Source organism: Mycobacterium xenopi (assembly GCF_009936235.1).
GTDB classification, from domain to species: Bacteria; Actinomycetota; Actinomycetes; order Mycobacteriales; family Mycobacteriaceae; genus Mycobacterium; species Mycobacterium xenopi.
Genome location: NZ_AP022314.1, coordinates 4,374,221 through 4,397,941 on the forward strand (window position 1 = coordinate 4,374,221; position 23,721 = coordinate 4,397,941).

Consider the following 23,721-nt stretch of genomic DNA (forward strand, 5'->3'; position numbering starts at 1 on the left):
TATCCACATGAGCGCAGGCGTGGATCTCGACCGGCTGGCTGACGCCCTGGGCAGCTACGGGTTCGCCTATCTGATCACCGTCACCGACGACTACCGCGTGCGCGCGGTGGAAATCGAGCCGGCTTTCAACGGGCGGGCGTTCGACATCGGGCCGGTCGGCGGGCACACCCGCGCCAACCTCGCGCGGCACGGCACCGCCACCCTGGTGTGGCCGCCACGCGACCCCGGCGAGTACTCGCTGATCGTCGACGCCGACACCGAAAAGCCCGTCGACCCCGAAGCGACCGACCCCGTGACGATGGTGCCCACGCGCGCACTCTTGCACCGACCGGCCGCGGGAGACTCCCCGACCTGTGCGCGCGGGCACACCTACGACTGCGTGATCTTCAAGGCATCGTCGCCAGCATCCGCGTAACGGAAAAGCCCGGTCCTCAAGGGGACCGGGCTTTTCCGGCTCTCCGGCTATTCCGATACGGACTTAGAAGTCCATGTCGCCCATGCCGCCGCCAGCGCCGGGAGCAGCTGCCTTCTCCTTTTCCGGCTTGTCGGCGACGACGGCCTCGGTCGTCAGGAACAGCCCCGCGATCGACGCCGCGTTCTGCAGCGCCGAACGGGTGACCTTGACCGGGTCGGCGACACCCGCGGCGAGCAGGTCCTCGTACTCGCCGGTCTGCGCGTTGAGGCCGTGACCGGCGGGCAGGTTGCGGACCTTCTCGGCGACCACACCGGGCTCCAGACCGGAGTTGAACGCGATCTGCTTCAGCGGAGCCTCCAACGCCAACTTGACGATGTTGGCACCGGTCGCCTCGTCACCTTCGAGCTTGAGCTCGTCGAGCGTCGGGGCGGCCTGCAGCAGTGTCACCCCACCACCGGCGACGATGCCTTCCTCGACGGCGGCCTTCGCGTTGCGCACCGCGTCCTCGATGCGGTGCTTGCGCTCCTTCAGCTCAACCTCGGTGGCAGCCCCGGCCTTGATCACCGCGACACCACCGGCGAGCTTGGCCAGCCGCTCCTGCAGCTTCTCGCGGTCGTAGTCGGAGTCGCTGTTTTCGATCTCGGTGCGAATCTGGGCCACCCGACCGGCGATGGCGTCGGTGTCACCGGCACCCTCGACGATCGTGGTCTCGTCCTTGGTGACGACGACCTTGCGGGCCCGGCCCAAAAGCGACAGGTCGGCGTTCTCCAGCGTCAGGCCAACCTCTTCGCTGATCACCTGGCCGCCGGTGAGGATCGCCATGTCCTGCAGCATCGCCTTGCGGCGGTCACCGAACCCGGGGGCCTTGACCGCCACCGACTTGAAGGTGCCGCGGATCTTGTTGACGACCAGGGTCGACAGCGCCTCGCCCTCGACGTCCTCGGCGATGACCAGCAGCGGCTTGCCGGACTGGATCACCTTCTCCAGCAGCGGCAACAGGTCCTTGATGGCCGACACCTTCGAGCTGACGAGCAGGATGTACGGGTCTTCGAGGACCGCTTCCTGACGCTCGGCATCGGTGACGAAGTAGCCCGAGATGTAGCCCTTGTCGAAGCGCATACCCTCGGTGAGCTCGAGCTGCAGGCCGAAGGTGTTGGACTCCTCGACGGTGATGACGCCCTCGTTGCCGACCTTGTCCATCGCCTCGGCAATCAGGTCACCGATCGCCTGGTCACCCGCGGAGATGGCCGCGGTCGCGGCGATCTGCTCCTTGGTCTCGACCTCTTTGGCCGTCTTGAGCAGGGTCTCGGTGACCTTCTCCACGGCCTTTTCGATCCCACGCTTGAGCGCCAGCGGGTTCGCGCCCGCGGCGACGTTGCGCAGGCCTTCTTTGACCAGCGCCTGCGCCAGCACGGTCGCCGTCGTCGTCCCGTCACCGGCGACGTCGTCGGTCTTCTTGGCGACTTCCTTGACCAGCTCGGCGCCGATCTTCTCGTAGGGGTCCTCCAGCTCGATCTCCTTGGCGATGGACACGCCGTCGTTGGTGATCGTGGGAGCGCCCCACTTCTTTTCCAGCACGACGTTGCGACCCTTGGGGCCCAACGTCACCCGTACCGCGTCGGCGAGGCTGTTCAGGCCGCGCTCGAGACCGCGGCGGGCCTCTTCGTCGTACGCAATTATCTTGGCCATTGCGAAGTGATTCCTCCCGGATCGGGGATGACACGTCCTGGCCGGGTGCAGTGCCCGCGACGGACGACCGCGCTGAGCTCGGTCTCACCGTCCCGACCTAGCACTCACCGGTCGCGAGTGCCAACTCATTCTTAGCACTCGCCCATGCCGAGTGCAAGAACTTGGGACTCGGGCAGACTGAGGCGATGTCGCTTGTCGTGCCGCCCTATCCGCCACCGCGCTACCTCGAAGACGAACCGGAAGTCAGCGCCTGGCTCAGGCGCGGCGACCAACCGCCGGACTACGAGACCTTCGGCGTCAAATACCACTACCTGGCCAACCAGCAGGCCACCGCCGGTGATTACGGCCTGTACCGCGTCGACATCGCCCCGGCCGCTGGCGGACCCGGTCCGCATTTTCACCGCGCCATTTCCGAAGCCTTCTTTGTGCTCGCCGGGACGATGAGGCTCTACGACGGCAACGAGTGGCTCGACGGACATCAGGGCGATTTCCTTTACGTGCCGCCCGGCGGAATCCACGGCTTCCGCAACGAGGCCGACGAGCCCGCCTCGATCTTGATGCTGTTTGCACCGGGCGCGCCGCGGGAGGCCTATTTCGAGGGCTTCTCCGCGTTGGCCGCTATGAGCGACGATGAACGCCGCGAGTGGTTCATCCGCCACGACAACTTCTGGGTCCAGTAGCCCGGTCCGCGGTCTACCACCCCAGGAGCGTCGGCAGGTCGGCCACCGAGTCGATCACATGGTCGGGCTGCGGCGCGGATTCGTCTGCGGCCCACCGGTCCAGCGTGTCCTGACGAAACTTGCCGGTGCGCACCAGCACCCCCGTCATTCCCACCGCCTGTGCTGCCAGCACGTCGTTGTGGAGGTCGTCGCCGACCATGTACATCTCCTCGGGGTCGGCGCCGAGTCGCGCCGCCGCGGCCAGGAATCCGGCCGGTGCGGGCTTGCCGATCGCGGTGGCCTTGCGACCCGACGCCTCTTCCAGACCGATCAGGTAGATGCCGGTGTCGATGCGCAGGCCGTCGGCGGTTTTCCATTCGGTGCTGCGATGCATCGCGATCACCGGTACACCCTGCACCATCCAGTCGTAGACCCGGCTGAGGGTGAGGTGGTCGAATTCGGGTCCCGCGCCGCCGAGCAGGATCACGTCCGGGGTGCCGGGAGCGCTGTCGCCGGGGTAGACGATGTCGATGCCGGGCATATCCGCGGTGATCTGCCCGCTGTTGACCAGAAAGCAGCGGGCGCCCGGATAGGTGTTGCGGACGTAGTCGGCGGTCAGCACCGCGGCGGTGATCACCTCGTCGGCGGCGACCGGCATGCCGGCGTCGCTCAGCGCGGCGGCGATCTGCTCGCGGGTGCGGCTGGTGGTATTGGTCAGATACGAGCGGGGGATCCGATGCTCGGCCAGCACTCGCAGCGTGTCGGCTGCGCCGTCGACTGGCTGCCACGAAATCACCAGGACGCCATCGATATCGAACAACACACCACCGACCGACATGCTGCGACAGTAAACCGCGCGCAAGGCGCCCGCTTGGGCGCGCTGGGCGGCGGCTACGGCACCGCCCACCTGCTGTCGGCTACCCACGGCGAGGCCTGCGCCGCGATCGTCCACGCCAGTTGCTCGGGCACGTCGATCACGTGGTAGCGCTTGGTGCCCGCCGCGGTGGCCGCCACCAGCGTGGCGACCCCGGCACGGCGCTGCAGTAGCGTCTGCCGCACGGTCCAGCCGACGATCCCCGCCGCGGCGACGCAATCGCGATGTCGCTCAAGGCTTCCCGCCCGCGCCACCAGCCAACCGCCGTCGACCCGATGTCCCAGCGCGCGCACACGGTCGGCGGCCAGCCATGCGCCGCACACCATCAGCACGGCCCACCCCAGCCACAGCCACGGCGCCACGCCAGCCGTTGCCGTTAACCCGGCCAGCACAACACCGACCGCCGTCGGCAGCCCGAGCGCACGTGTCCAGCGTCGGCGCGCCGCACTTCGGCCGTGACCGCGCAGCGGGCCGCTGACCACGCGGGCATTCCCGACGAGCGCGGTCAGCACCGACTCGGCGGTGTGAATTGGGCACGGGGGCAGCAGCATCGACGATTCGCCGGCACCGCCGACACCGGTCATGACCGCGTCCAGCCGGGCACCGCCGAACATGCGCACCAGCAGCGGTTGCCGCAGCGTCCCACCGCGCAGCCGGCCCATGTCGTAGGTGTGTTCGCGCACCCGCAAAAGGCCATGCCGCAGATGCAGCACCTCGGCCCGTCGGGTCAGCACCAAGTTGCCGTAGGTGGTCAGCGACCGCAGCACCGCCAACACGACCGAGGCCAGCAACACGACCACCGCCAGCAGGACCACCGTGGCGGCCACCCCGGCGCGCTCGACGGTGGTCAACCCGGACTGGCCCACCCACGAATGTTGGAGCGCCGCAGCAACTCCGGTCTGATAGATGCCGCCCACCGCAGCGGCGATCATCGCCAGGCCGGAAACGCTTAGCGGCGCGAAGCGTAACCAGGACGGCTGCCAGCGGGCCAGCACCACCTCCGGCGCCGAAGGCTCGGCCACGGCGGGAGCGGCCTGCAGCGGCTCGTTGAGCAGGATCGCGCGCAGCCGAGGAACCTGCGCCACCTCGACGGCGTCGAGCTCGAAGAGACTGTCGCCCTTGGCTTCTTGACCGGTGCTCACCCGAAGCACAGCTAGCCCCAGCAGCCGGTGCAGCAACCGCGCGTCGGTCTGCACCGAGCGAATCCGGTTGCGCGGCACCGAAATCACCTTGCGCTGCAGCACACCGGTGCGCAGCCGCACCTCGTCGGGTTCGATGCGATAGCCGGTGGTGAACCAGCGCGCAACGCCGAGCAGGGCCGTCACCCCCAGCGCCGCCAACGCCCAGGCCGGATTGCCGGTGGTCGAGCCCAAGACGATCCCGCCGACCAGTAGCGGCAGTTGCCGCAGCAACTCATGCACCGGATGCACCAGCAGCATGCGCGGGCTCAGCCGCTGCCAGGTCACGTCGCATCCTCGGCGCCGATCGCCGCGATATCGGTCAACTGTGCGACCACCCGGTCCGCGACGTGGGAATCCAGCGCCGCGATGTGCACCGCCCCCGCCGACGACGCGGTGGTAACGGTGACGTTGGCCAGCCCGAACAACCGCTCCAGCGGGCCGCGGTAGGTGTCGACCGTCTGTACCCGCGAAATCGGCGCGATCCGCCGCTCCTGCACCAGCCAACCGCTGCGCGTGTAGACGGCTTGCGGGCTGATCTCCCAACGGTGCACGCGATACCGCCACCATGGCACCACCACGGCGGAGACCACCAGGCCCGCCGCGGTGCCGCCCGCGGCGACGGCGTGCAGCCACGGCTCGCGCCGATCCACCACCAGCCACGCCAGCTGGGCTACCGCCAACACCAGCCAGGGAATCGCGCCGCTGACCGCCCACAACAGCGGTGCCTTGCGGCTGGGTGGATGCGCGGGGTCGGCCAGGCACACAACCGGGCTGGGCGTGCCGTTGTCCATAGCGTCGAGAATGCCACCCGGCGGGTTAGGCCATCGCACGCCCAATCGCCCGGCTCACCCTCGCCGCTGTGCGGTGCGCGACGGTGTCGGCAGGTCGGTATCGTTTTCGGCCATGGGCGCTAACGGCAAGTGGACCGTCGCTGACGTACCTGACCAGAGCGGCCGGGTCGCCATCGTCACCGGCGCCAACACCGGAATCGGCTACCACACCGCCGCGGTGCTCGCCCAGCGCGGTGCGCATGTCGTGCTGGCGGTGCGTAACCTGGAGAAGGGCAACGCCGCCCTCGCCAAAATCGTCGCCGCCAGTCCCGACGCCGACGTCACCCTGCAAGAACTCGACTTGAGCTCACTGGAGTCGGTGCGCGCCGCCGCGCACGCGCTGCGCCGCGCCTATCCGCGCATCGACCTGCTGATCAACAACGCCGGCGTCATGTACACGCCCAAGCAGCTGACCAAAGACGGCTTCGAGATGCAGTTCGGCACAAACCATCTCGGCCACTTCGCGCTGACCGGGCTGCTGCTCGACCGGTTGCTGCATGTGCGGGAGTCGCGGGTGGTGACCGTCAGCAGCAACGCTCACCGGTTTCGAGCCGCCATCCACTTCGACGATCTGAACTGGGAGCGTCGCTACGACCGGGTCGCCGCCTACGGGCAATCCAAGCTGGCCAACCTGCTGTTCACCTACGAACTGCAGCGACGGCTGGCGGCCAAGAATGCGCCGACGATCGCCGTGGCCGCCCACCCCGGCGCCTCCAGCACCGAGCTCACCCGCAACCTACCCATCGTGCTCAAACCCGCTGTGGCAGTGTTCGGCCCGCTGATATTCCAAAGCGCAGCGATGGGTGCGCTGCCGACACTGCGCGCGGCCACCGATCCCGACGTGCAGGGTGGTCAGTATTACGGCCCGAGCGGGTTGGGCCAGCAGCGGGGACATCCGAAGTTGGTGGAGTCGAGCGCGCAGTCTCACGACGAAGAGCTGCAGCGGCGGCTGTGGGCCGTGTCCGAAGAACTCACCGGCGTCACGTTCCCGGTTTGAGGCCCGGTCTGATGCGATCAGTCGAGGAGCACCAGCGCGTCGTCGCAGGCCTGATCACCGCCCGCCCGGCCACCGCCGCCGGGCTCGCCGACGCGCAAGGTCTGGCCCTGGCCGACGACGTGACCGCCCCGCTGTCACTGCCGGTTTTCGACAATTCGGCGATGGACGGCTACGCGGTGCGCGCCGAGGATGTGGCATCGGCCACCGCCGAGCATCCCGTGAAATTGCCGGTGGCCGAAGACATTCCGGCCGGAAGGACCGACACGCTCACGCTGGCGCCGGGCACCGCGCACCGAATCATGACCGGCGCCCCGGTGCCGCAGGGTGCGACGGCCGTGGTGCCGGTGGAAAACACCGACGCGGGCACCGAGACCGTGGCGATCTACGCCGCCGCCGGCAAAGGCCGCCACATCCGGCGGGCGGGTGAGGACGTCACCGCGGGCACCACAGTGCTGCGCGCCGGGCAAGTGGTCACCCCGGCGGTGATGGGACTGGCGGCGGCGCTGGGGCTCGCCGAGCTGCCTGTGATCCCGCGACAGCGGGTGTTGGTGATTTCCACCGGCTCGGAGCTGGTGTCGCCGGGCACACCCCTGCGGCCGGGGCAGATCTATGAATCCAATGCGGTCATGCTGGCCGCTGCGCTGCGCGACGCCGGCGCCGCCGTGGTCGCCACCGCGACCGCGGGCGACGACGTCACCCAGTTCGTCGCGGTGCTGGACCGCTACGCCGCCGGGGCCGACTTGATCATCACCAGCGGCGGGGTCAGCGCGGGCGCCTACGAGGTGGTCAAGGACGCGTTCGGCCGCGCCGGCGACCAGGGCGTGGAGTTCGTCAAGGTGGCGATGCAGCCCGGCATGCCGCAAGGAATCGGAAGGGTGGCCGGCACGCCGATCGTCACGCTGCCCGGCAACCCGGTCAGCGCGCTGGTGTCCTTCGAGGTGTTCATCCGCCCGGCGCTGCGGCGCGCCATGGGCCTGCCGGCGCCCGACAGGCCACGGGTCTCGGCGGTGCTCACCGAGACGCTGACCTCGCCGAGCGGTAAACGCCAGTTCCGCCGTGGGGTGCTCGACGCCGCCGCGGGCACCGTCACCAGCTATGGCCCGCCGGCGTCACACCATCTGCGCTGGCTGGCGTCGGCGAACTGCCTGCTGGACATTCCCGAAGATGTCACCGAGGTGCCGGCCGGATCGACGGTCGAAGTGTGGGAGCTGTCGGCTTCGTAAGATGTCCGCGTGGCACGACGCCCCGGCGACCTGGAATCCGGTCCGCAGCGCCTGGCCGCGTTGGTGCGCTCCGCGGTTCCACCGGTACATCCGGCCGGGCTGCCATTCATCGGCGCTGGACTGGCTGTCGCGCTGGCCGGACGCCGCTCGCGGTGGCTGCGCCGGGCGGGGCTGCTGACCGCGGGCGCCTGTGCGGGCTTTTTCCGCCACCCGCCCCGGGTGCCGCCGACCAGACCCGGTGTGGTGGTCGCAGCGGCTGACGGCTTGATCTGCGTCGTGGACACCGCTTGTCCGCCAAGCGAACTCGGCCTACCCGACGTGCCCCTCCCCCGGGTCAGCATCTTCTTGTCACTGCTGGACGCCCACGTGCAGCGCGCCCCGGTCGGCGGCGAGGTGATCAGGGTGTACCACCGGCCGGGTCGCTTCGGTTCGGCCGACTTGGCCGCGGCCAGCGAACACAACGAGCGCACCAGCATGCTGCTACGCACTGAAAACGGCGCGCAGATCGTCGTCGTGCAGATCGCCGGGCTGCTGGCACGGCGCATCGTCTGCGATGCCCGGGCCGGCGACAAGCTGTCGATCGGCGACACCTACGGGCTGATCCGATTCGGTTCGCGGCTCGACACCTACCTGCCCGCGGGATGCGAGCCGCTGGTCAGCGTCGGGCAGCGGGCACTCGCCGGTGAAACCGTGCTGGCCGAACTGTGATCACCGCCAAGCCGCGCGGTAGGCCGTCGGTCAACTTGCGCATCCTGCCCAGCTCAATGAGCGTGCTGGCGATCTGCGCGGGGCTGACCTCGATCCGCTTCGCGCTGGTAGGCCAGCCGCACGCCGCGATGGCGCTGATCGCCGCGGCCGCCATCCTCGACGGGCTCGACGGGCGGGTGGCCCGCTTCTTCGACGCCGAGTCGCGAATGGGCGAGGAGATCGACTCGCTGGCCGACGCGGTGAACTTCGGGGTGGCGCCCGCGATGGTGATCTACGCGTCGCTGCTGTCCGCGTCGCCGGCGGGCTGGTTGGTGGTGTTGTTCTATGCGGTGGCGATCGTGCTGCGGCTGGCTCGGTTCAACGCGCTGCTCGACGACGCCACCCTGCCCGCCTACACCCGGGAATTCTTCGTCGGGATGCCCGCCCCGGCCGGCGCGATCGCGGTGCTCGGGCCGCTGGCCGCCAAACTGCAGTTCGGCAGCGGCTGGTGGAGCTCGCCGTGGGTCGTGTGCGCCTGGGTGGCGGGCTGTTCGCTGCTGGTGGTCAGCCGGATCCCGATGAAGAAGATGCACGCGGTGGCGGTACCGCCGAACCTGGCCGCGTTGCTGCTGGCGGGGTTGGCGATCGTCGCGGCGGCCGCGTTCCTGTTTCCCTACGTGCTGGTGATGGTGGCCATCGCCGCCTACCTGTGCCACATCCCGCTCTCCGTCCGCAGCCACCGCTGGCTCGCCGAGCATCCCGAGGTCTGGGGCGAGCGGCCCAAGCAGCGGCGCGCTGTGCGGCGGGCGATCCGCCGGGCACAGCCCAGTCGCCGGTCGATGGCGCGGCTGGGTCTGCGCAAGCCCGCCGGCCGGACATGACGCGCCCACAGCTGACCCTCACCGCCCGGCTGAACACCTCGCCGGTCGACTCCCGCCGCGGTGTCGTCCGTCTGCACCCGAAAGCCATTGCCGCCCTTGGCATTCGGGAATGGGACGCGGTGTCGCTGACCGGGTCGCGGACCACGGCGGCGGTCGCCGGCGTGGCGGGAGCAGACATCCCGGTCGGCACGATCCTGCTCGACGACGTGACACTGTCCAATGCCGGCCTGCGCGAGGGCACCGCGGTGATCGTCGCCCCCGTCACCGTGTACGGCGCGCGCTCGGTGATGCTGAGCGGCTCACCGCTGGCAACACAATCGATCGCGCCGACCACCCTCCGCCAAGCCCTGCTCGGCAAGGTGCTCACCGTGGGCGACGCGGTGTCGCTGCTGCCCCGCGACCTCGGGCCGGGCACCTCCACGTCCGCCGCCACCCGCGCGCTGGCCTCCGCGGTCGGCATCAGCTGGACCTCCGAGCTGCTGACCGTCACCGGCGTCGAGCCCGCCGGGCCGGTGAGCGTGCAGCCCAACTCCTCGGTGACCTGGGGAACCGGTGTGCCCGAAGCTGCGCCGGAACCGACCGCTCGTCGGGTCGCCGTCGATGACCTCAAGGGCGTCCACCCGCAGGTGGCCAAGCTGACCGAATGGCTCAAGCTCGCGCTCGACGAGCCGCACCTGCTGCAAACCCTGGGCGCATCCCCGCACCTGGGCGTGCTGGTGTCCGGCCCGGCCGGGGTGGGCAAGGCGACGCTGGTGCGCGCGGTGTGCGCCGGTCGCCGGCTGGTCGAACTCGACGGCCCGGAGATCGGCGCGCTGGCCGGCGACGACCGGCTCAAGGCGGTGACGACGGCGACCGCAACGGTGCGCGACGGCGGCGGGGTGCTGCTGATCACCGACGTCGACGCGCTGCTGCCCGCCACCGCCGAGCCGGTGGCCACCTTGATCCTGGCCGAGCTGCGCGCGCTGGTGGCCACCAGCGGTGTCGCGTTCGTCGCCACCTCGGCGGTGCCGGACCGGCTCGACACCCGGCTGCGCGCCCCCGACCTGTGTGACCGGGAACTCGTGGTGCCGCTGCCCGACGCAGCCACCCGCGCCGCACAGCTGGCTGCCCTGCTGCGGTCGGTGCCGACACGTGACCTTAATTTTGACGAAATTGCCAGCCGCACACCGGGATTCGTCGTCGCCGACCTGGCTGCATTGGTGCGTGAGGCGGCGCTGCGGGCAGCGGCGAGAGCCAGCGCCGACGGAAAACCGCCGGCCCTGACCCAAGGCGACCTGATCGGCGCACTGCAGGTGATCCGACCGCTGTCGCGCTCCGCCACCGAAGAGGTGTCGGTCGGGACCGTGACGATCGACGACGTCGGCGACATGGCCGGCACCAAGCAGGCCCTCACCGAGGCGGTGCTGTGGCCGCTGCAGCACCCCGACACCTTCGCCCGCCTCGGCGTGGAGCCGCCGCGCGGGGTGTTGCTCTACGGTCCACCGGGTTGCGGCAAGACGTTTTTGGTGCGGGCGCTGGCCAGCACCGGGCAGCTCTCCGTGCACGCCGTCAAAGGCTCCGAACTCATGGATAAATGGGTCGGCGCCTCGGAAAAGGCGGTGCGGGAACTGTTTCGGCGGGCCCGTGATTCCGCGCCGTCGCTGGTCTTCCTCGACGAGATCGACGCGCTGGCACCGCGGCGCGGCCAAAGCTTCGACAGCGGCGTCACCGACCGGGTAGTCGCTGCGCTGCTGACCGAGCTCGACGGCATCAACCCGCTGCGCGACGTCGTGGTGCTCGGTGCCACCAACCGGCCCGAGCTGATCGATCCCGCGCTGCTGCGGCCGGGACGGCTGGAGCGGCTGGTGTTCGTCGAGCCGCCGGACACCGCGGCGCGTTACGACATCCTGCGCACCGCGGGCAAGTCGATCCCGCTTGCCGCCGACGTCGACATCGACGCGCTGGCCGGCGAGCTCGACGGCTACAGCGCCGCCGACTGCGTCGCCCTGCTGCGGGAGGCCGCGCTGGCCGCGATGCGGCGCTCCATCGACGCCGCGGACGTCACCGCCGCCGACCTCGCCGCCGCGCGTGAAACAGTGCGGCCGTCGTTGGATCCGCTTCAGCTTGAGTCATTGCGCGCCTTCGCGGCCTCGCCGTAGCTGACCAGCAGCGCGCGCGCCGCCGCGGCGACGTCGTCCTCCAGCCACGCGGGCATCGGGTCGTCGTAGGCGTGGCGGCGCACGACGGCATAGGGCAAATCGGCGACCGCCCGGGCGACGGCGTCGACACAGCGGGGATCGCTGCTGCCATACAACTCCCGGGCCAAACCGCGCACCCGCTGTAGCAGCGGCGCATTCCTGGCGGCCAGGGCTTCCCGGAATGCCGCGTCAGGTTCGCCGTCGAGCAGGTCACCAGGCCGAATCGTCAACAGCAGCCGGGCGTCTTCGCTCGGATTCGTCCTCAGCGAAGCGCGACCGGGCGAACGGTTCGCACTGAAAGGCCGCCACCTGTTCGCGGTCTACCGGTGGGTGTTCGAGGTGGAACCCGACGGGCCCGGCCAGACTCGCGTGCGCTCGGCGACCTGGGCCGCCTTTCCCGGCATGCACGGCCAGGTTTATCGCGCCCTTGTCATCGGCACCGGCACCCATCGCGTCGTGGTGCGACGGATCCTTCGGCGGATCGCCCGGCGGGCACAGGTCGACGCCGACTATGTCGATGTGCTCGAAGTCCCGATCAGTCCTGACGACGCGCGAACTGCCGAACAAGCGTTCCATGACGCGCTGGGACACGCCCCGCGTCGACTCGGACGTCTCGCGTCGTGGATCCACCAGCACGTCCTGCGGCTCCGGTTAGCTGTTAGCTCCGCATCCGTCGTCGGCGCATGTCATCGGCTGGGCGGTTAGGCGTTCGGTTGACGACGAGATCGTGCTCAGCGCGGACGGCCCGCTCATGTCCGGCGAGCTGACCCTGCGCCGCCGGCACGGACGTGCGGCGCTGACCACTCGGCTGCACTATCACCACAAAATCGCCGCCCGACTGGTCTGGGCTGTGATCGGCCCCCTGCACCGGCTCGTCGCCCCGCGCCTGATGCAGCGTAGCACCGGTCGCGGCATGACTGACATTGCGCACCAACGGTTTTGATCCAGCGGTGTGGGAGTGTTCACAGTTTGGCTGTTATCCACAAACGGTGGTTTTGCACGGCATCAACGTCGGTGGCGCCCGCTAGTATTCGAACATGCTAGCGAGTAGCCGGGACGAGATCGTCGAGGTGTTCGACGCCCTCGAGGCTGAGCTGGACCGTGCCCTGGGGTTGTCCGTTGATGTGTTGACCACCCCGGAGTGCCTGGCCATGCTGGAGCGCTGCGAAAGGCTGCGCCGGCGGCTGCCGGCCGTCGAGCACCCGTTGATCAACCAGGTCACCGCGCGGGCCGATGAGACCGAGCTGGGCGGCAAGTTGCCGTTCGCGTTGGCCGAGCGGTTGCGCGTCACCCGCGCTGAAGCATCCCGCCGCATCGGTGAAGCCGCCGATCTCGGGCCACGGCGTGCGCTGACCGGCGAGCCGCTGCAACCGCTGTTGGCTGCCACCGCCGCCGCCCAGCGGGCCGGCCGGATCGGGACCGGCCATGTGGCGGTAATCCGCAGCTTCTACCACCGACTGCCCGACTTCGTCGACGCCCAGACCCGCGAACAGGCCGAGGCGCAGCTGGCCCGCCTCAGCGGGGAGTTTCGGCCCGATCAGCTGGGCAGGCTGGCCGACAAGCTTGCCGATTGCCTGAATCCGGACGGAGATTTCACCGACGACGACAGGGCCCGCCGCCGTGGCCTCACTATCGGCAAGCAAGGCATCGACGGGATGTCCCCGGTCAGCGGGTTTTTGACCCCGGAGGCCCGCGCCACCATCGACGCGGTGCTGGCGAAACTGGCCGCCCCCGGCATGTGCAACCCGGCCGATCTCAACCCTTGCCTCGGCGGCACCCCGTCGCAGCCGGCCATCGAGTCCGACACCCGAAGCGCTGCCCAGCGCAACCACGACGCGCTAACCGCTGCCGGGCGGGCGTTGCTGGCGTCCGGTGATTTGGGACAACACAACGGATTACCGGCGACCATCATCGTGTCCACCACACTCAAAGAGCTCGAGGCCGGTGCGGGCACGGCGCTCACCGGTGGCGGCAGCCTGCTGCCGATGTCCGATGTGATCCGGCTGGCCTCGCACGCCTACCACTACCTCGCGATCTTTGACAAAGGTAAGGCGATCGGGCTGTACCACACCAAACGGCTGGCCTCACCTGGCCAACGAATCGTGTTGTACGCGAAGGACCGCGGGTGCACGTTCCCGGGTTGCGATGTGCCGGGCTACCTCACCGAGGTTCACCATGTCACCGACTTCGCGACCTGCCGCGAAACCAACGTCGATGACCTGACCCAGGGCTGCGGCACGCATCACAAGCTGGTCACCTCGGGCGGTTGGAAGACGCGCAAGCTGAAAAACGGTGATACCGAATGGATCCCGCCACCGCATCTCGACCACGGCCAAGCCAGGACCAACACCTTTCACCATCCTGAACGGCTCCTGCGCGATGGCGACGGCGATGACGACGATGATCCCTAGCCTGACCGGCTACTCGGAGAGCTGAAACTCCACCATCGCGGCGACGGAATCCACGGCCTCGCCCAGCGCCGCCAACCGCTCGGCCGCCGACGGTGCCGACAGCACGGAGTAGCGATCGGCCGGTCCGATCGGCACGCGGGATGCCAAGGCATACAGCCGCTCGCCGGCATCGCCTGCTGGCTGCCGGCGGTAGCCCAAGACCGTTTCACGGTCTGGCGGCCGGACGCCGCGGGCGGTCGCGACCCGTTCGAACAACGCCAGCACCCGGTCCTCGAGCTCACCCAGCTGCGCATCGGTGACCGGCTCGCCCGGCTGGTCGGGCCAGCTCTGCACGACGGCCCGCGGGTAGGGGTCGTCCGGCAGCCAGCGGCACACCCGGATCCGCTCACCCATCCGGCAGCGCAGCAGGTAGCGACCGGAGCCTGCGTCCACGCACTCGGTGATATGGGCGAGGGCGCCGACGTCGCAGCGGGTGTCTCCACCGCCGACCTCGCGGCCACGAGAGATCAACACCACACCGAAGCACGGATCGGCCTGTCCCATGCAGTCACGCACCAACGCCGTGTAGCGCGGCTCGAAAATCCGCAGCGGCAGGTCATCACCCGGCAAGAACGCCGATTCCAGTGGAAACATCGGCAGTTCAACGGGTTTTGATCCCATCAGATGTCCAGCTCGGCAATCAGCGCGTCGACCACAGCACGCAAGTCTCCGTCATGCTCCTCGGCCACCCGACGCTGCCGCTGATACGACGCCCCTAACCGGGGAATGTCGGCGACGGAAGCTAGCTCGTCGGCGCAATGCAACGACTTCGCCACCGGCTCCAGACGATTGAGCACATCGATCAGATCGTCGGTGACCAGGCGTTCGTTGCTGTCGGCATCCAAGATGATCACGGCGTCCAGGCCGTAGCGTGCAGCGCGCCACTTGTTTTCCTGGACATGCCACGGCGGCATGTTCGGCAGTGTCTCGCCGGCTTCCAGACGACGGTCCAAGTCGACCACCAGGCAGTGCGTCAGCGCCACCAGCGCAGCCAACTCTCGCAGGTTGGAGACCCCGTCGCAGATGCGCACCTCAAGAGTTCCTTTGTGGGGCGAGGGCCTGATGTCCCAACGGATCTCGTCCATGTGGTCGATGATGCCGGTCTTCTTCTGGTCGTAGACGAAGCCTTCGAACTCGGCCCACGTCTGGAAATGAAACGGCAGCCCGGCAGTGGGCAGCTGCTGAAACATCATCGCCCGGTTGCTGGCATAGCCGGTATCTTCACCGCCCCACCACGGTGAAGAGGCCGACAACGCCAGCAGGTGCGGGTAGCGCTGCAGCAGCGCCGTCATGATCGGCATCACCTTGTGCGCGGAGGAGATTCCGACGTGCACGTGCACCCCCCAGATCAGCATCTGCCGGCCCCACCACTGGGTGCGCTTGATCAGTTCGGCGTAACGCGGTGCGTCGGTGAGCTTTTGGGCTGACCACCGCGCGAAGGGGTGGGTGCCCGCGCAAAACAGCTCCATGCCGCGATCGCGAACGATTCTGCGCGCGGTATGCAAAGTGTCACGCAGGTCGTCCATCGCTTGAGCGGTGCAATCGCAGATCCCGCTGACGATTTCGACGGTGTTGCGCAGCAATTCCTTGTGCACCCTGGGGTTTTCGCCTATTTCGGCGATGACCGCGGTGGCTTCGTTGCTCAGGTCTCGGGTCTGCGCATCGACAAGCGCGAACTCCCATTCCACGCCGACCGTCGGCCGGGGTGATCCGGCGAAATCGATGCGGGCTGCTGCCCTGCTGGCCGGCGGGCTAGCCGGAACCAATGACACCGCACGCCACCCGCTTGCCGGCGTCACCAGTCGACTTGGTCATCGCATCGGGACCGGGTGTGCCGTTGGCCTGTGTGTAGCGCTCCGGAGGGATGTTGGCGAAGTTGTCCGGGCCGGCGTGGATGATGATCGCCGTCTTGTTTCCGGACACCAGGTCCTCTTTGGTGAACGCGTCGGTCGTGGTGACAAGCAACGCGGCTCCGTCCTTGCGCACCTGCAGCGAGGTCAGGTCACCGCTCTCGGGTTCTCCCGTATGGCCGGGTGCCTGGTAATGCCCGCCGGCGGACAAGAAGTCTCCGGGTGGACCGCCGGTGGGTGCGACCGAATTGGGCTCGCACTTGCCGACCGAGTGGATGTGCAGCCCGTGGAATCCGGGAGTCAGCTGGCCCAAGCCGGTGGTTCGCACGGTGATGGTCACGTAGCCGGGGTCGAACTCGAACTTCGCAGTCGCCACCTGGGTCCCGTCGGGCGCCCGCAAATGGGTAGTGATGCTCTCCGGCGGCACCGGTCCCCCTTCTGGTGGCGTCTTCGGCGGCGCAGGTGAACCCGTCCACACCGACGGCGTGGTGCCGGGTGTGGTCGCGGGGGGTTGGTTTGGGGTGCATGCTGCCAGCGATGCGACCGGGATAGCGATCGCCCCCAATGCAGTTGCGGCAGCGACTGTGCGGCTCCTTGCGGGCTTGACCATATCGAGAGCCTATCGCCTCGCCGCGGCCGACGCGGCTAGCCGGCGACCACCACAATGACGCCCGGCGGCTGGTCGGCGACCGCTGATATTCGCGGCTCCACCGCTGCATGCAACTGCTTACCGACCGCGTCGGCGGTGTCACGCTCACCCGCTGCGTCGCTGAAATAGACCGTGGTGGACGCGACGTCGGGCAGCGAGAGGTTGCCGATCTCGGTGACGTTGAAGCCGGCGCCCCGTAGCTGATCGGCGGTACGCGCGGCGACGCCGTCTTGCCCGGAGATGTTGTACACCCGCACATCGGACCGAAGGGCGGCGGCGCCCTTGGCCGACGTTCGCGGTGCGGGCGTGCTCGTGGTCACAGTGGGAACCGTCGTCGAGTCGTCGTCATCGGATTTGCCGGCCGAACTCATGGCCTGAAACCCGACCAGCAGGAAGATCACGCCCAAAAACAGCAGCACCATCACCATGGCCCGCAGGGGTAATCCCGAGGAGTCGGGAACGCGTTCACTCATCGAGCCAACTGTAGCCAGCAGTGCCCGGAACGCCGCAAATACAGATGAAGCGTCAGGTGACCTCGAAGCCGAGCCGGCGCGCAGCGCGGGCCTTCTGCCGGCTTGCTCGCAGCCGGCGCAGCCGTTTGACCAGCATGGGGTCGGCCGCCAAGGCCTCAGGCCGGTCGATCAGCGCGTTGAGTACTTGGTAGTAGCGTGTCGCTGACATCGAGAACAACTCTTTGATGGCTTCTTCCTTGGCCCCCGCGTATTTCCACCATTGGCGTTCGAATGCCAAGATGTCGTGTTCGCGGCGGGTCAGGCCATCGGCGATGTCAGAGTCGTCCCCCGATCGATTTGCCCGCGCCATGGCGCCGTCCATATCGCTTCCCTGGACCCTTCCGGCGAATTCCTCAATCTGTCGAATGTCTTTATGAAGTGGCATGCTTCGGCGATATTCAACCATGCCCGCAACTGTTGGGCCGTAACCAAGCCCCGCGAGTCGGCTCCGTTCTATACGGCCAAGCCCAATCGCGATGCTCCTCCTCCCGCCGCTTCGCAGCGCGCATCGTCGCACCGCCCAAGCCCAATCGCGATGCTCCTCCTCCCGCCGCTTCGCAGCGCGCATCGTCGCACCGCCCAAGCCCAATCGCGATGCTCCTCCTCCCGCCGCTTCGCAGCGCGCATCGTCGCACCGCCTAAGCTGCAATGCCATGGCCGTCGTACCTATTCGCATCGTGGGCGATCCGATCTTGCACACCCCGACCGCTCCGGTGCCGGTTGGCCCCGACGGCTCATTGCCGGACGATCTGCCGGACTTGATCGCCACTTTGTACGACACCATGGACGCTGCATACGGGGTGGGCTTGGCCGCCAACCAGATTGGGGTGGGCCTGCGGGTGTTCGTCTACGACTGCGCCGATGAGCGCGGCCAAACTGCCCGCCGCCGTGGGGTGGTCATCAACCCCGTGCTGGAAACCTCCGAAATACCCGAAACCATGCCCGATCCCGAAACCGACGACGAAGGTTGCCTGTCGGTGCCCGGGGAGTCGTTCCCGACCGGACGCGCGAAATGGGCTCGGGTCACCGGACTCGACGCCGAAGGCAATCCGGTGAGTGTGGAGGGCACCGGGCTGTTCGCGCGGATGCTGCAGCACGAGACCGGGCATCTGGACGGGGTTTTGTACCTGGACCGCTTGATCGGCCGGCACGCCCGCGCCGCGAAACGGGCGGTCAAAGCGCACGGCTGGGGTGTGCCGGGACTTTCCTGGACGCCGGGCGAGGGGCCCGATCCGTTCGGTCACTGATGGTCTCATGGCCTGATCCGGGGACGCGGGTAACGGTGCGCTACCGCCGCCCGCCCGGGTCGGTGCCCCCACTGACCGACGCGGTGGGCCAGCTGCTTCAGGTCGACCCGGTGGTGCGGGTGCGGACCAAGACCGGAACCGTGGTGCAGTTCGCCCCCGGCGACGCGGTGGCACTGCGGGTGCTGACGGACGCGCCGGTACGCACGTCACAGATCCGCGCACTCGAACATGCCGCCGCGGCTGCCTGGCCCGGTGTCGAGCAGCACTGGCTGGCCGGCTGGCTGCTGCGCGCTGGGCACGGCGTCACCGTCGCCGCTAATTCGGCTGTGCCACTCGATATTTCGGCTAGCCCAAGTGCTATCCCCGCGATTGTGGACTGGTATCGGCAGCGTCGCCTCACGCCGCGGCTGGCGGTTCCCGACCGCCTGCTGCGGCTGCCAGCGGCGAGCGACCACCCGCATCAGATGCTGGTGCGCGACGTCGCCCCATCGGATCGGCAGCCGTCGGTCACGCTGGCCGCGCGACCCGACGACGAGTGGCTGCGGCTTCAGCACCGCGATGTGCCGGTCGACGTGCTGACCGCCGTCCTCGGCGGCGAAGTGGTGTTCGGCAACCGCGCAGGCAGGGCGGTCGCCCGCGGCGCGGTAACCGACGCGCCGGACGGCACCCGCTGGGTGGGCCTGTCGGCGCTGGCAGCAACCAACCACCCAGACGGGCCGGCGCACGCTCAGCGTCTGTGCGAGACCCTGCTGTCTTGGGGTGCTCGCCGCGGCGCGACCCGCGGCTATATCCGCGTCGACGACAACGACACGCTTGCCGCCACCGTGGCCGACTCACTGGGCTTCCGGCTGCACCATCGCGGCAGCTATCTGACGGTGGCGCCCGAGCTATGGTCGGGCCATGGTTGACGGCATGGTCGACGGCGACGGCCTGCTGCGCCCGGCCTCGCCGCGAGCACCGCTCCTTCGGCTCGCGACCTGGAACGTGAACTCAATTCGCATCCGGTTAGACCGTGTGCTTGATTGGATGCGCCGCGCCGACATCGACATCCTCGCCATGCAGGAAACCAAGTGCGCGGACGACCAGTTTCCCGCCCTGCCGTTCTTCGAACTGGGCTACGAGGTGGCGCACTGCGGGTTCAACCAATGGAACGGGGTGGCGATCGCGTCGCGGGTGGGCCTCGACGACATCGAAGTCGGCTTTCCCGGGCAGCCAACGTGGAGCAGCGGCCCGCGAGGCGATGACAAGCGCGGCGAAGCCCGAGCGCTGGCCGCAACCTGCGCCGGTGTTCGGGTGTGGAGCCTCTACGTTCCCAACGGTCGCGCGCTGAACGATCCGCACTACACGTACAAGCTGAATTGGCTTGCCGCGCTGCGTGATACAGCAGAAACCTGGTTGCGAGAGGATTCGTCGGCGCAGATCGCATTGGCCGGCGACTGGAATATCGCCCCCACCGACGACGACGTCTGGAGCATTGAGTTTTACCGGGGCTGCACCCATGTCTCCGAACCCGAACGCAAAGCGTTCAACGCCATCGTTGACGCCCAATTCACCGATGTGGTACGGCCTTTCGCTCCCGGCCCGGGCGTCTACACCTACTGGGACTACACCGCGCTGCGCTTCCCGAAAGGCCAGGGGATGCGTATCGACTTCATCCTCGCTTCACCGGCATTGGCGGTCCGGGTCGTCGACGCGCGAATCGTGCGCGAGGAGCGCAAGGGCAAGGCGGCCAGCGACCACGCTCCGGTTGTGGTGGATCTGCGCCGCGATTGAACTGATAACTAGTGTCTCGCGCCAGAAATTCGTTACATAAATGTAATCGGTGCGGATCGGCGGTGTTCCACGGCGAAACGCATTGGTGCGTGGGATGATTCGCATGTGGCATCACAGGGGCGACCGAAAGCGGAATTGGTGTTGACCGATGAAGAACACGAGACGCTGACCCGGTGGGCGCGGCGGCGCAAATCCGCCCAGGCGCTGGCGTTGCGGTCACGGATCGTGCTCGGTTGCGCCGAGGGCTTGACCAACAAGCAGGTCGCGGCGCGCGAGCGGGTATCGCAGCCGACCGTGGGCAAGTGGCGGAGCCGGTTCGTCGAGGCACGGCTAGACGGGCTGGTCGATGACCCCCGGCCGGGCCGGCCGGCGTCGGTGAGCGCCGAGCAGGTCGAGAACGTGGTGGTGGCCACCTTGGAGTCCACTCCGGCCAACGCCACGCACTGGTCGCGGGCCTCGATGGCCCAACGCTGCGGGCTGTCGAAGTCCACGATCGGGCGGATCTGGAAAGCATTTGAGCTGCAACCACATCGGGCCGAGCACTTCAAACTGTCCAATGATCCGCTGTTTGTGGAGAAGGTCTATGACATCGTCGGGCTCTATCTTGACCCGCCCGAGGCCGCGGTGGTGCTGTGCGTGGACGAAAAGAGCCAGGTCCAGGCGCTGGCGCGCAGCCAGCCGGCGTTCCCGATGATGCCCGGCATGCCCGAGAAACGCACCCACGACTACGTGCGCTCGGGCACCACCAGCCTGTTCGCCGCCTTCGACATCGCCGACGGCACCGTGATCACCGCGCTGCACCGGCGCCACCGCGCCATCGAGTTCCGCAAGTTCCTGGCCAGGATCGACGCCCAGGTCCCCGACCACCTCGACGTCCACCTGGTCTGCGACAACTACGGCACTCACAAAGCGCCCACCGTGCAAAGCTGGCTCGAGCGCCACCCTCGCTTCCACATGCACTACACCCCAACCTATTCCAGCTGGATCAACCAAGTTGAGCGCTGGTTCGCCGAGCTGACCCGCCAACTCCTTGAACGCGGCGACCACCGCAGCGTCCAAGCACTCGAAAAAGACATCCGTGCCTGGGTCGCCGCCTGGAACGACAACCCCAAACCATTCGTGTGGACCAAGACCGCCGAACAGATCCTCCAGTCCATCCAACGACTAATGAAACGAATTTCTGGCGCGGGACACTAGCTGTGGATCGGCTGCGTGTTCGCTTGCTGTGGGACGCGCGATTTATAGATAATGGTCAGAATCTTGCTGTTTCCGTGAGGACGACACGTTTGCGGGTATACCGTGGCGAACCGGTCTGCGGCGGAATCGAGCAAGGATCAGGGAGCGATCATGGGTGTCGGCGGCGCGGTACGCGGCGTAGGGCGGGCAGTCGGTCGTGCCGCGAATGCGACCACGATGGCCGCGGGCGCGGTAGGCGGGGCCGCGGTCAACGGTGTCGTCGGCGCTGTGCAAGGGGCGGCGGCCGGGGTCCAACGCGGACTGGCCAGTGGAAGCCATTCGACACCGGCCGCGGCGTTGACGTTGGGCGCGCTCGGCGTGACCGGGCTGGTCGAGTGGCCGTTGGTGCTGGCGATCGGCGGCACCGCGTTGGTGTTGCGGCAACTTAGCCGGCAATCCGCCGCCACGAAAACCGCGGCCAAAGCAGTGCCGGAGAAAGCAGCGACCGCCCAAGCGAGCGCACCCGCGACCGCTCAATCACCAAGGAAGGCTTCGCAATCGCCAAGGAAGCAGACGACATCGAAGGCCACGAAGGCGCCTGCGCGACGATCACGAAGCGGCCAATCACGTGGCAGGCAGTAGTCCAGAGGACATTGAGTAACGATTGAGTACCGTCGGATCGATGGGAAGATCCACACCGCTGCGCGCGGTCGCGATGGGACTACAGGCAACGTCAGCGCTCGTCGGCGCATCGGTTAACACCGCGGCCGCCACCGCGACGTCACTGGCCTCCGCCGGGATCGGGATTGCCACCATGCCGGTTCGCGAAGGTGCCAAGGTGCTGTCCCGCGGGCTTTCCGGCGCGACGCTGACCCGGCACTGCTGGCGTGGCGAGGACCGCGCCTGGATCGAGGTACGCGGGTTAACCGGTCCCGACGGCGACGAGCTCGGGCGCGTCGTGCTCGACGAGATTGCCGCCCAGCCAGGGGTCACCGCCGCCAGACTGAATCGCCCACTTTCCCGGGTGGTCGTGGACATCGACGGCGACCGGGTGTCGTTGCGTGACCTGTGCCGCGTGGTCGCCGAAGCCGAAGCGCGATACCCCCGGGCACCTCGCGACCGGGCGGCGCGCCCCACCAGCCTGCCGGGGGACGGCCTGCTGCTGGCGACCAGGATGGCAACGGTCAGCGCCAACGCGGTGGGGCTAGGCGCGGCCCTGGTCGGGCGAGCGCTGCGATGGCCGCCGATGCCCAACGCCGTCGTGGCGGCCGCCGCGGTCGCGACCTACCAGCCACGGGTTCGTCGTCTGCTTGAAGACCGCATTGGCAAGCCCACCGCCGACACGGTGCTCGAACTGGCCATGGCCGCCGCCGAAACCGTGACGCTCTCGCTGGGCTCACTGGCAGTGGATATGACGGTCGAGGCACTAAAGGCCGCCGAATCAGTTGCCGAGGCCAAAGCGTGGAACCGGCTTGAGCCGCGGCTGGCCCGGCACGCCGACAACGCGGCCGCCACCCGCCGTCGCGGCCCACGCCGCCGCGGGCGACGCCCGCCGACCGCCACGCCGCCGCCAGCGCACTCGTTCAGGCGGTCGCTGCGGCGCTGATCGGCGCCGCCACCCGCAGCATCGACGGGGCCGCCACCGCGACGTTGGTGACCGCGCCGAAGGCCAGCCGGACCACGCGGGAGTCGTTCGCAGCGACCCTCGGGCGCGGGCTGGCAGACCAGCATGCGGTGTTGCCGCTGCGCCCGGAGATCCTGCGCCGGCTGGACCGGGTTGACGTGCTGATCATCGACCCGAGGGTGCTGTGTACCGACCGGCTGCGCGTGGTGCGCGTCCGCGGTGCCGACGAAGACGAGTTGTCCCCCGCCTGGGCCCGGGCCCAGTCCCTGCTGGACAACACCGGCCTGCGCACTGGCTGGCACCGGGTGCCCGGAACCACCGGCGACGTCGAGGCGCTGATCTGCCCCGCCCATGACCCGCTGGCTTCGGCCGTGGTGACCGAGGCCCGCCACTGCGGGGTGGAGCTGGTGTCCGTCGACACCGACGACCTCGGCGAGCTGCGACCGGCGTTCGACGAGATCCAGCCGCTGGAAAACGGGTCGCTCGACGACGCGCTCACCGCCGCGGTGACCGCGCAGCAAAGTGCTGGCCACACCGTCGCTGTGTTGTCATCGGCTGGCGCGCAAGCGCTTTCCCGCGCCGATTTGGCACTCGGCGTGCTGCCCGACGACGACGCACAACCACCGCCCTGGTATGCCCACCTGCTGCTGCCCGACCTGGCGGCCGCTTGGCGGGTGCTGCACGCGCTGCCCGCGGCCAAATCGGCGAGCCGACGCGGGATGGAGATCTCGGCGGGCGCTTCGGCTTTGGGCGCGTTGTTCATGCTGCCTGGTGTCCGTGGGCGCGGGCCCGGACCGGTGACCACCGGCGCCGCGGCCGGTCTATTT

The 23,721-nt window shown here is 68.5% G+C and carries 25 protein-coding genes and 1 pseudogene; 16 read left to right on the forward strand and 10 right to left on the reverse strand.

What is annotated here, in order from left to right; genetic code table 11:
- Positions 1 to 7: 7 nt before the first annotated feature.
- Positions 8 to 415 carry a hypothetical protein gene (locus tag MYXE_RS20985; protein ID WP_085196805.1) on the forward strand — a complete coding sequence of 136 codons (408 nt, stop codon included), beginning with the start codon at positions 8 to 10 and terminating at the stop codon, positions 413 to 415.
- A gap of 63 nt (positions 416 to 478) precedes the next feature.
- On the opposite strand, the gene groL is transcribed toward MYXE_RS20985, so the two are convergent.
- The gene (groL, locus tag MYXE_RS20990; protein ID WP_003923290.1) at positions 479 to 2,104 is read right to left on the reverse strand and encodes a chaperonin GroEL; all 1,626 of its coding nucleotides are present in this window, start codon (positions 2,102 to 2,104) and stop codon (positions 479 to 481) included.
- 185 nt (positions 2,105 to 2,289) lie between these two features.
- Between groL and MYXE_RS20995 the strand changes: the two genes are divergently transcribed.
- Positions 2,290 to 2,784: a cupin domain-containing protein gene (locus tag MYXE_RS20995; RefSeq protein WP_085196807.1), complete on the forward strand. Its 495-nt coding sequence runs from the start codon at positions 2,290 to 2,292 to the stop codon at positions 2,782 to 2,784.
- Between the two features lie 13 nt (positions 2,785 to 2,797).
- On the opposite strand, the gene MYXE_RS21000 is transcribed toward MYXE_RS20995, so the two are convergent.
- Genes MYXE_RS21000 through MYXE_RS21010 form a run of 3 tightly spaced genes read right to left on the reverse strand, consistent with a single transcriptional unit; the run spans position 2,798 to position 5,609 of the window.
- Positions 2,798 to 3,601, reverse strand: coding sequence for an HAD-IIA family hydrolase (locus MYXE_RS21000; RefSeq protein WP_085196828.1), 804 nt, complete (start codon positions 3,599 to 3,601; stop codon positions 2,798 to 2,800).
- 53 nt (positions 3,602 to 3,654) lie between these two features.
- The gene (locus MYXE_RS21005) at positions 3,655 to 5,076 is read right to left on the reverse strand and encodes a PH domain-containing protein (protein ID WP_085196832.1); all 1,422 of its coding nucleotides are present in this window, start codon (positions 5,074 to 5,076) and stop codon (positions 3,655 to 3,657) included.
- Positions 5,077 to 5,099: 23 nt separating this feature from the next.
- Positions 5,100 to 5,609, reverse strand: a complete 510-nt coding sequence (locus MYXE_RS21010; protein WP_197904877.1) for a PH domain-containing protein — start codon at positions 5,607 to 5,609, stop codon at positions 5,100 to 5,102.
- Between the two features lie 112 nt (positions 5,610 to 5,721).
- Here MYXE_RS21010 and MYXE_RS21015 point away from each other — a divergent pair, with 112 nt between their 5' ends.
- Genes MYXE_RS21015 through MYXE_RS21035 form a run of 5 tightly spaced genes read left to right on the forward strand, consistent with a single transcriptional unit; the run spans position 5,722 to position 11,574 of the window.
- Positions 5,722 to 6,645, forward strand: coding sequence for an SDR family NAD(P)-dependent oxidoreductase (locus MYXE_RS21015; protein ID WP_003923295.1), 924 nt, complete (start codon positions 5,722 to 5,724; stop codon positions 6,643 to 6,645).
- An 11-nt stretch (positions 6,646 to 6,656) separates the two neighbouring features.
- Positions 6,657 to 7,868: a molybdopterin molybdotransferase MoeA gene (moeA, locus tag MYXE_RS21020; protein WP_085196809.1), complete on the forward strand. Its 1,212-nt coding sequence runs from the start codon at positions 6,657 to 6,659 to the stop codon at positions 7,866 to 7,868.
- 9 nt (positions 7,869 to 7,877) lie between these two features.
- Positions 7,878 to 8,576: a phosphatidylserine decarboxylase gene (locus tag MYXE_RS21025; protein WP_085196811.1), complete on the forward strand. Its 699-nt coding sequence runs from the start codon at positions 7,878 to 7,880 to the stop codon at positions 8,574 to 8,576.
- Entirely contained in the window at positions 8,576 to 9,436 is an 861-nt protein-coding gene (locus MYXE_RS21030; RefSeq protein WP_085196834.1) for a CDP-alcohol phosphatidyltransferase family protein, read from the forward strand. The genes MYXE_RS21025 and MYXE_RS21030 overlap by 1 nt, the downstream gene beginning before the upstream one ends.
- Entirely contained in the window at positions 9,433 to 11,574 is a 2,142-nt protein-coding gene (locus MYXE_RS21035; RefSeq protein ID WP_085196813.1) for an AAA family ATPase, read from the forward strand. Before MYXE_RS21030 ends, MYXE_RS21035 begins: the two co-directional genes overlap by 4 nt.
- Here MYXE_RS21035 and MYXE_RS21040 read toward each other — a convergent pair.
- Positions 11,535 to 11,861, reverse strand: a pseudogene (locus MYXE_RS21040) (TetR/AcrR family transcriptional regulator); the annotation flags it as partial. The gene MYXE_RS21035 and the pseudogene MYXE_RS21040 overlap by 40 nt on opposite strands.
- 91 nt (positions 11,862 to 11,952) lie before the next feature.
- Here MYXE_RS21040 and MYXE_RS24745 point away from each other — a divergent pair.
- The 3 genes from MYXE_RS24745 to MYXE_RS21055 all read left to right on the forward strand — a co-directional run bounded on the left by MYXE_RS24745 (position 11,953) and on the right by MYXE_RS21055 (position 14,024).
- Positions 11,953 to 12,318 (forward strand): hypothetical protein, encoded by a 366-nt coding sequence (locus MYXE_RS24745; protein ID WP_232061669.1) that lies wholly within the window; start codon positions 11,953 to 11,955, stop codon positions 12,316 to 12,318.
- Positions 12,319 to 12,340: 22 nt separating this feature from the next.
- On the forward strand, positions 12,341 to 12,556 hold the full coding sequence (locus MYXE_RS21050; RefSeq protein ID WP_085196816.1) for a hypothetical protein: 216 nt from the start codon (positions 12,341 to 12,343) through the stop codon (positions 12,554 to 12,556).
- Between the two features lie 94 nt (positions 12,557 to 12,650).
- Positions 12,651 to 14,024: an HNH endonuclease signature motif containing protein gene (locus tag MYXE_RS21055; RefSeq protein ID WP_085196818.1), complete on the forward strand. Its 1,374-nt coding sequence runs from the start codon at positions 12,651 to 12,653 to the stop codon at positions 14,022 to 14,024.
- A 9-nt stretch (positions 14,025 to 14,033) separates the two neighbouring features.
- Here the strand turns inward: MYXE_RS21055 and MYXE_RS21060 are convergent, their stop codons facing one another.
- Genes MYXE_RS21060 through MYXE_RS21080 form a run of 5 tightly spaced genes read right to left on the reverse strand, consistent with a single transcriptional unit; the run spans position 14,034 to position 17,396 of the window.
- On the reverse strand, positions 14,034 to 14,684 hold the full coding sequence (locus MYXE_RS21060) for an LON peptidase substrate-binding domain-containing protein (protein WP_003923302.1): 651 nt from the start codon (positions 14,682 to 14,684) through the stop codon (positions 14,034 to 14,036).
- Complete coding sequence (locus MYXE_RS21065; RefSeq protein WP_085196820.1) at positions 14,684 to 15,835, reverse strand: glutamate--cysteine ligase; 1,152 nt, start codon at positions 15,833 to 15,835, stop codon at positions 14,684 to 14,686. The genes MYXE_RS21060 and MYXE_RS21065 overlap by 1 nt, the downstream gene beginning before the upstream one ends.
- The gene (sodC, locus tag MYXE_RS21070; protein WP_085196822.1) at positions 15,816 to 16,523 is read right to left on the reverse strand and encodes a superoxide dismutase[Cu-Zn]; all 708 of its coding nucleotides are present in this window, start codon (positions 16,521 to 16,523) and stop codon (positions 15,816 to 15,818) included. The genes MYXE_RS21065 and sodC overlap by 20 nt, the downstream gene beginning before the upstream one ends.
- A 35-nt stretch (positions 16,524 to 16,558) precedes the next feature.
- Entirely contained in the window at positions 16,559 to 17,035 is a 477-nt protein-coding gene (locus MYXE_RS21075; protein ID WP_039891412.1) for a LytR C-terminal domain-containing protein, read from the reverse strand.
- 52 nt (positions 17,036 to 17,087) lie between these two features.
- Positions 17,088 to 17,396: a DUF3263 domain-containing protein gene (locus MYXE_RS21080; RefSeq protein WP_003923306.1), complete on the reverse strand. Its 309-nt coding sequence runs from the start codon at positions 17,394 to 17,396 to the stop codon at positions 17,088 to 17,090.
- Positions 17,397 to 17,727: 331 nt separating this feature from the next.
- Between MYXE_RS21080 and MYXE_RS21085 the strand changes: the two genes are divergently transcribed.
- The 6 genes from MYXE_RS21085 to MYXE_RS25395 all read left to right on the forward strand — a co-directional run bounded on the left by MYXE_RS21085 (position 17,728) and on the right by MYXE_RS25395 (position 22,876).
- Positions 17,728 to 18,321, forward strand: coding sequence for a peptide deformylase (locus MYXE_RS21085; RefSeq protein ID WP_085196824.1), 594 nt, complete (start codon positions 17,728 to 17,730; stop codon positions 18,319 to 18,321).
- Positions 18,321 to 19,229: an N-acetylglutamate synthase, CG3035 family gene (locus tag MYXE_RS21090; RefSeq protein ID WP_085196826.1), complete on the forward strand. Its 909-nt coding sequence runs from the start codon at positions 18,321 to 18,323 to the stop codon at positions 19,227 to 19,229. The genes MYXE_RS21085 and MYXE_RS21090 overlap by 1 nt, the downstream gene beginning before the upstream one ends.
- 4 nt (positions 19,230 to 19,233) lie before the next feature.
- Positions 19,234 to 20,094: an exodeoxyribonuclease III gene (locus MYXE_RS21095; protein ID WP_050947806.1), complete on the forward strand. Its 861-nt coding sequence runs from the start codon at positions 19,234 to 19,236 to the stop codon at positions 20,092 to 20,094.
- A 105-nt stretch (positions 20,095 to 20,199) separates the two neighbouring features.
- Positions 20,200 to 21,291 carry an IS630 family transposase gene (locus MYXE_RS21100; RefSeq protein ID WP_085193132.1) on the forward strand — a complete coding sequence of 364 codons (1,092 nt, stop codon included), beginning with the start codon at positions 20,200 to 20,202 and terminating at the stop codon, positions 21,289 to 21,291.
- A gap of 150 nt (positions 21,292 to 21,441) precedes the next feature.
- Complete coding sequence (locus tag MYXE_RS21105) at positions 21,442 to 21,912, forward strand: hypothetical protein (protein ID WP_003923104.1); 471 nt, start codon at positions 21,442 to 21,444, stop codon at positions 21,910 to 21,912.
- 40 nt (positions 21,913 to 21,952) lie between these two features.
- Positions 21,953 to 22,876 (forward strand): hypothetical protein, encoded by a 924-nt coding sequence (locus MYXE_RS25395; RefSeq protein WP_415624438.1) that lies wholly within the window; start codon positions 21,953 to 21,955, stop codon positions 22,874 to 22,876.
- Positions 22,877 to 23,721 lie beyond the last annotated feature (845 nt).

Excerpts from the sequence above, each read along its gene's own strand:
- groL (WP_003923290.1), bottom strand. The coding sequence starts at position 2,104 with ATGGCCAAGATAATTGCGTACGACGAAGAGGCCCGCCGCGGTCTCGAG.
- MYXE_RS21080 (WP_003923306.1), bottom strand. The coding sequence starts at position 17,396 with ATGGACGGCGCCATGGCGCGGGCAAATCGATCGGGGGACGACTCTGAC.
- MYXE_RS25395 (WP_415624438.1), top strand. The coding sequence starts at position 21,953 with ATGGGAAGATCCACACCGCTGCGCGCGGTCGCGATGGGACTACAGGCA.
- MYXE_RS21095 (WP_050947806.1), top strand. The coding sequence starts at position 19,234 with ATGGTCGACGGCGACGGCCTGCTGCGCCCGGCCTCGCCGCGAGCACCG.
- MYXE_RS21035 (WP_085196813.1), top strand. The coding sequence starts at position 9,433 with ATGACGCGCCCACAGCTGACCCTCACCGCCCGGCTGAACACCTCGCCG.
- MYXE_RS21105 (WP_003923104.1), top strand. The coding sequence starts at position 21,442 with ATGGGTGTCGGCGGCGCGGTACGCGGCGTAGGGCGGGCAGTCGGTCGT.
- MYXE_RS21060 (WP_003923302.1), bottom strand. The coding sequence starts at position 14,684 with ATGGGATCAAAACCCGTTGAACTGCCGATGTTTCCACTGGAATCGGCG.
- MYXE_RS21015 (WP_003923295.1), top strand. The coding sequence starts at position 5,722 with ATGGGCGCTAACGGCAAGTGGACCGTCGCTGACGTACCTGACCAGAGC.
- MYXE_RS20995 (WP_085196807.1), top strand. The coding sequence starts at position 2,290 with ATGTCGCTTGTCGTGCCGCCCTATCCGCCACCGCGCTACCTCGAAGAC.
- MYXE_RS20985 (WP_085196805.1), top strand. The coding sequence starts at position 8 with ATGAGCGCAGGCGTGGATCTCGACCGGCTGGCTGACGCCCTGGGCAGC.
- sodC (WP_085196822.1), bottom strand. The coding sequence starts at position 16,523 with ATGGTCAAGCCCGCAAGGAGCCGCACAGTCGCTGCCGCAACTGCATTG.
- MYXE_RS21090 (WP_085196826.1), top strand. The coding sequence starts at position 18,321 with ATGGTCTCATGGCCTGATCCGGGGACGCGGGTAACGGTGCGCTACCGC.
- moeA (WP_085196809.1), top strand. The coding sequence starts at position 6,657 with ATGCGATCAGTCGAGGAGCACCAGCGCGTCGTCGCAGGCCTGATCACC.
- MYXE_RS21005 (WP_085196832.1), bottom strand. The coding sequence starts at position 5,076 with ATGCTGCTGGTGCATCCGGTGCATGAGTTGCTGCGGCAACTGCCGCTA.
- MYXE_RS21010 (WP_197904877.1), bottom strand. The coding sequence starts at position 5,609 with ATGGACAACGGCACGCCCAGCCCGGTTGTGTGCCTGGCCGACCCCGCG.
- MYXE_RS21000 (WP_085196828.1), bottom strand. The coding sequence starts at position 3,601 with ATGTCGGTCGGTGGTGTGTTGTTCGATATCGATGGCGTCCTGGTGATT.
- MYXE_RS21085 (WP_085196824.1), top strand. The coding sequence starts at position 17,728 with ATGGCCGTCGTACCTATTCGCATCGTGGGCGATCCGATCTTGCACACC.
- MYXE_RS21075 (WP_039891412.1), bottom strand. The coding sequence starts at position 17,035 with ATGAGTGAACGCGTTCCCGACTCCTCGGGATTACCCCTGCGGGCCATG.
- MYXE_RS21055 (WP_085196818.1), top strand. The coding sequence starts at position 12,651 with ATGCTAGCGAGTAGCCGGGACGAGATCGTCGAGGTGTTCGACGCCCTC.